Origin of the sequence: Variovorax sp. J31P179 (assembly GCF_030316985.1) — a bacterium.
Taxonomy (GTDB): domain Bacteria; phylum Pseudomonadota; class Gammaproteobacteria; order Burkholderiales; family Burkholderiaceae_C; genus Variovorax; species Variovorax ginsengisoli_B.
Window position 1 is genome coordinate 1 of record NZ_JASZYL010000037.1, and the last position, 5,169, is coordinate 5,169.

At 65.0% G+C, this 5,169-nt stretch carries 5 protein-coding genes and 1 pseudogene; 3 read left to right on the forward strand and 3 right to left on the reverse strand.

From position 1 onward, the window contains the following. Window positions 1-432 precede the first annotated feature (432 nt). Together QTI17_RS34820 and QTI17_RS35210 are read right to left on the reverse strand one after the other, a co-directional pair. Window positions 433-735: a hypothetical protein gene (locus tag QTI17_RS34820; protein WP_286538748.1), complete on the reverse strand. Its 303-nt coding sequence runs from the start codon at window positions 733-735 to the stop codon at window positions 433-435. 17 nt (window positions 736-752) lie between these two features. Next, window positions 753-1,499 carry a helix-turn-helix domain-containing protein gene (locus QTI17_RS35210; RefSeq protein WP_353506760.1) on the reverse strand — a complete coding sequence of 249 codons (747 nt, stop codon included), beginning with the start codon at window positions 1,497-1,499 and terminating at the stop codon, window positions 753-755. Here QTI17_RS35210 and QTI17_RS34830 point away from each other — a divergent pair. Both QTI17_RS34830 and QTI17_RS34835 read left to right on the forward strand, forming a co-directional pair. Further along, window positions 1,417-3,354: pseudogene (locus QTI17_RS34830) on the forward strand (ATP-dependent Clp protease ATP-binding subunit); the annotation flags it as partial. The gene QTI17_RS35210 and the pseudogene QTI17_RS34830 sit on opposite strands and share 83 nt — an antisense overlap. A 192-nt stretch (window positions 3,355-3,546) precedes the next feature. Next, window positions 3,547-3,699, forward strand: coding sequence for a hypothetical protein (locus QTI17_RS34835; protein WP_286538749.1), 153 nt, complete (start codon window positions 3,547-3,549; stop codon window positions 3,697-3,699). A 50-nt stretch (window positions 3,700-3,749) separates the two neighbouring features. Here the strand turns inward: QTI17_RS34835 and QTI17_RS34840 are convergent, their stop codons facing one another. Further along, window positions 3,750-4,994 carry a low temperature requirement protein A gene (locus QTI17_RS34840; protein WP_286538750.1) on the reverse strand — a complete coding sequence of 415 codons (1,245 nt, stop codon included), beginning with the start codon at window positions 4,992-4,994 and terminating at the stop codon, window positions 3,750-3,752. On the opposite strand from QTI17_RS34840, the gene QTI17_RS34845 reads away from it, so the two are divergent. After that, entirely contained in the window at window positions 4,953-5,123 is a 171-nt protein-coding gene (locus QTI17_RS34845) for an Hsp20/alpha crystallin family protein (protein WP_286538751.1), read from the forward strand. The genes QTI17_RS34840 and QTI17_RS34845 overlap by 42 nt on opposite strands. Window positions 5,124-5,169 lie beyond the last annotated feature (46 nt).

The window sequence follows — 5,169 nt, forward strand, 5'->3', positions numbered from 1 at the left end:
CTTGGCTGAATCCTGCGAGGTTGACGCCAGCGAGGCGGCGCATTTGTCCGAGTCGCTCTTCATTAGCGCGGAGAAGGTGAACGCCGCGCACCTGTCGGCACTGGCATGGGCGCAGGACATGGCCCCTGTGGAGTCAGCCTGCAATTGGGCAACTGGTTTCTGACCTGCTCGGCTCCGTGAGTCGCGCCGCGTGCCCGTGCAATGCCTGTACCTGGCCTGCAATACATTGATGAAACTGACCCTTGGCGGAGTGCCCGATCGGGCTCACATTGATGTTCCCATGCTCATACCAGTGACCCTACGGCCCGATTTGACCTTTTACGGATTGGTCGCCCTGCACGCCAAGGAGGCCCTGCGCGATTGCCAGTGCGAAGGTCGGCCGTACTCTCCGATCGCGCATTGAGCACCGCCTGGGCACTGCGATAAAGGCCGTCACGAGCGGTCGGCCGACCCGACGAGTTCTGGCGGTCGGGGCGAGGGCATGCTGCCTTTGCCACTGTCGCCATGGCTTGCGCCATACGTGCCCGGGCAGGGGGTGACTCGCGGCCACCCGTACTCTCGCCCCATCATCGCCCTTGCGAACAGGTAGTTGTTCCTCGCGCATTCGCTGCAGTGATCGAGGTCGACATGGCCGTGGCAATCACAGGGAAACGCGAGCGTCCGGCCCAGTTGGTGCAGCGACTGGAACCGCAGCTCGAACGCGACGGCGTTGTGCATGTATGTCTCATCGGTCATGGTTGCCTCCTGATGGATCAATGGGTTCGGCTCGACGCCTCGCGCGCGCTCGTCCGGAATACCTTCGGCGTGAACCCGGTGTAGCGATGAAAGACGCCGGTGAAGTGGCCTTGCGTGCGAAAGCCCACATCAGCGGCCACTTCGGTGATCGGCGAGTCGGTGCCGGCCAGGAGCTCCTTGGCGCGTTGGATGCGCTGCAGCAGGATGTATAGGTGCGGCGACTGTTCCGTCGATTGCTTGAACATCCGCGCGAAATGAAAGGGGCTCAGATGCACTTCAGCGGCCAGCTGTTCGACGCGGATCGTCTCGCCCAGATGCTCGGCGATAAAATTGCGGACGCAGCGCATCTTGTGGGCCGCCAATCCACCAGTCGACATGGCCCTTGCAGGTCCCGCGGCCACATAGTTTCTGGCGACGTGCGCAGCCAGCAGGGCGGCCAATGAGTTCAGGAAGCTCGCCGCCAGCCGGTGGCTCGGGAATTCTCGGTCGACAGCGTCGGCGACTTCGCGGATCAGCGAATCGGTCGCTGCATGGGGTTCGACGAAGCTGAATTCGTCGCTGCCCAGCGCGGCTCGGGCCGTCTCGCTGAAGAAGGGCTCTGCGATGCTGAGGATCAGCGTGTTGGAGCCGGGACTGTCTGCGAGGGAATAAGGGAGCGCTGGCGGAACAACGGCGACACCGCGCCGCAAGAAGAACAACCCGGTGCTGATCGGCGAACCCGGTGTCGGGAAGACCGCGATCGTCGAGGGCTTGGCGCAGCGCATCGTGCAGGACCAGGTGCCCGACGTGCTGCGCGGGAAGCGGGTGATGGAGCTCAACGTCAACAGCATGGTCGCGGGCGCCAAATACCGCGGCGAATTCGGGGAGCGCGTCAAGCAGGTGCTCGACGAGATCATCGACAGGCAGGACGAGCTGATCATCTTCATCGACGAGCTGCACACCATCGTCGGCGCGGGTGCCGGCGGCGGCGAGGGCGGACTGGACATCGCCAACGTGTTCAAACCCGCGCTGGCGCGCGGCGAGCTTCACCTGATCGGCGCGACCACGCTCAACGAGTACCAGAAGTACATCGAGAAGGATGCAGCGCTCGAGCGGCGCTTCCAGCCGGTGATGGTGCCTGAGCCCAGTATCGAGGACACGATCGAGATCCTGCGCGGCCTGCGCGATCGCCTGGAAGCGAACCACAAGGTGAAGATCAGCGAAGGCGCGATCGAGGCCGCCGCCAAGCTCTCGGCACGCTACATCGCCGCGCGCTTCCTGCCTGACAAGGCGATCGACCTGATCGACCAGGGTGCGGCGCGGGTGCGCATCCATGCCAGCTCGCGGCCGCAGGAACTGCAGCACATCGAGGCCAACGTTCGCAAGCTGCGCCAGGAGCAGGACGCCACCGGCGCGGCCAAGCAGTATGACAAGGCCAAGGACCTGGGCGACCGCATCAAGGCCGACGAGAAGACGCTCGCCGACGCCACTGCGGCCTGGAAGAAGCGGCGTGGCATCAGCTCTTCCGAAGTGAGCGTGGAGGATGTGGCGCAGATCGTCGCGGCGCTGACCGGCGTGCCGGTGTCCGAGCTGACCACCGAGGACCGCGAGAAGCTGCTCCAACTCGAAGACCGGCTGCGGGAACGCGTGGTCGGCCAGGAGGAGGCGGTCCACGCGGTCAGCGAAGCCGTGCGCCTGGCGCGCGCCGGGCTGGGCGAAGCAGGCAAGCCGACCGCGACCTTTCTTTTCCTCGGCCCCACCGGCGTCGGCAAGACCGAGCTGGCCAAGGCCTTGGCGACGACGGTCTTCGGCAGCGAGGAGTCGCTGGTGCGCATCGACATGAGCGAGTATTCCGAGCGGCACACGGTCGCCCGGCTGGTCGGCGCGCCGCCGGGCTACGTAGGCTACGAGGAGGGCGGCCAGCTCACCGAGCGCGTGCGGCGCCGGCCCTACAGCGTGGTGCTGCTCGACGAGATCGAGAAGGCGCACTCCGAGGTGCACAACATGCTCCTGCAGCTGTTCGACGAAGGGCGCCTTACCGACGGCAAGGGGCGGGTGATCGACTTCACCAACACCATTGTCATCGCCACCAGCAACCTCGGGTCGGACGTGATCCAGCGCAACCTCAAGGCCGAAGATCGCGAAGTTCTCGAGTACCCGGCGCTGCGCGACCGGTTGATGGAACTGCTGCGCCACCACTTCCGGCCCGAATTCCTGAACCGGGTCGACGAGGTCGTCGTTTTCCACGCGCTGGGCAAGCCGGAGATTCATGCCATCGTCGGGCTGCAGCTGCAGCGCGTGGCGCGCACGGCGGCCGCGCAGAACGTGCAGCTCGAGTTCGACGACTCGTTGGTCGACCACCTGGCGGAGATCGGCTACGACCCCGAGTTCGGCGCCCGAGTGCTCAAGCGCAAGCTGCGTTCCGAGGTCGAATCGCGGCTGGCAACTGCCATGCTCAAGGGCGAAGTGTCTGCGGGTCAGAGCGTGAAACTCGGCTACGACCCGGTCCAGAAGGCGCTTCGCATCGACAAGATGCCCGACGGGACGGCACCGAGTGCGAAGCGGCGCGCCGCCGCGACGAAGACGAAAGCGCAAGAAGAGGCGGAAGCGGGGAGGGAAGCTGGCACGGTGGCGGCCTGAGCGCTGCGCGACGACGGCCCGAACGGCGTGTTGAGGCGAGCTCGATGAGCTGGCTGCACCTGATGATTCACTTTCCCGAGGCCCGATGCAGCCATTTCGTCGAACGTCAATCCCGGCGTCTGCAGGGCGCCCCAGGTGTAACCTTTCTGACGGCGCCGTTGACTTGCAAACTCTCGCCAATCGGAGCCAACGATGTCAATGCCCAGCCCGGAGCGCGAGCGTATCCCGCAGGCCCCGGAAGAATGCAGCTGGGTCATCGCCGACCCCGTCGGCGCGGCCACCAAGCTGGGCAAGCGCACATCGCTGCAATACAAGATGCAGAAGCTCGGCATCGCGCGCAATTGACCGCGCTGTGGTCGAGCTTGCCCAATCCCTCGAGCTGCGCAGGCAGCGGCTCAGGCCGCCTCCTGCCTGCCGCGCACCAGGTGGCGGTAGCGCAGGTTGAGCAGCACGTAGCAGATCATGGTCGCCGTGATGCCCACCAGCATGGCGCCGACCCCGAGCGGCAACATCAGCACGAGTGCCGTCAGCGCGAACACGGCGGCGGTGTTGGACAGCAGGTAAGGCCGCAGCTCGGGCACCTCCATGTAGTACCCGTACTGCTTGCCCAGGAAGAACAGCACCGTACCGGCCGCGGCCAGCCGACGGAAGTCGCCCGGGTCGAGGTCGTCCAGGATCGCATGCCGGATCAGCGAGGCCAGGATCGCCAGTCCGATGAACAGGAAGAAGTGCGAATAGAGGATCGATAGCCCGGTCGCCAACTTGCGCTGTTCCAGCAGATGGAAGCTGTCGTAGTAGATCCACCAGATGGCCGACACCATGACGAATCCGCTGACTGCGGCGATGACGTTGGATCGGTTCCAGGCGATGTCCGTCAGCGCCGCCGAGATGCTGATCACCGATTCGCCCAGCATGATGATCGTCAGGCACCCAACTCGTTCGACCAGGTGTGCCGTGTGCGCCGGCACGACGTGCAGCCTCCGGGTCCGCAGCACCAGGGCCGCCATTTCGAACACGATTCCGGCATAGAAAACCAGGTAGCGCCACGGTGGCTTCATCAGCACCGAGGAAAGGCTGATCGCAGCACCAACGGCGAACACGGTGCCCACCGTCGAGGCGAAGCCACCCCCGTCGTGGTGCTTGCGCCTGGAGAAGAAGTACATCCCGGAGATGATCAGCCGCGCCCCACAGTAACAGACTACGGCCAGCGCGTAGTGTTCCTGGGCGCCGGCCGAGCTCTGCGCAGAGATCACGATCAGCAGGAGCATGATCAGCAAGGTGGACAGCCGGTGCTGGCGGCTGTCAGTGTCAAACCGATTCGCGTAGATCGTGTGGCCCGCCCAGATCCACCACAGCGGCAGGAACACCAGCACGAAGTGCAGGAACTGCTGAACCCCGATGTGGCCCTCATGCGCTTCGCTCAGGATCTCGCCGGCGGCGTGCAGGGCAACGACGAAAATCAGGTCGAAGAACAGCTCCAGCCACGTCGCGCGCCGGTGAGGGTCGAAATATCGCAGGTCCTTCACAGGGTCATCATAGGCCTGGAGCCCGGTCCTGCGCGTAGGACGCCAGTGCTGGCCCCGTCCAAGGCGTGCGCCATGCATTGGTCGCAGGTTCATCGTCACCCTTCCACGGCCCATCGTCGGGTGATTGCCCTTTCGGACGACGCCGACCCGGACGCGCTCAGCGCCACCTACCGAGACAGCGTCCTGCGCATCACCATCCAACGCCGGGCGTCGAGCCAGCCGCGACGCATCGACATTCATTGAAAGGAGCCACCATCATGAACGACCTTGAAACCCGCACCCCCGGCGC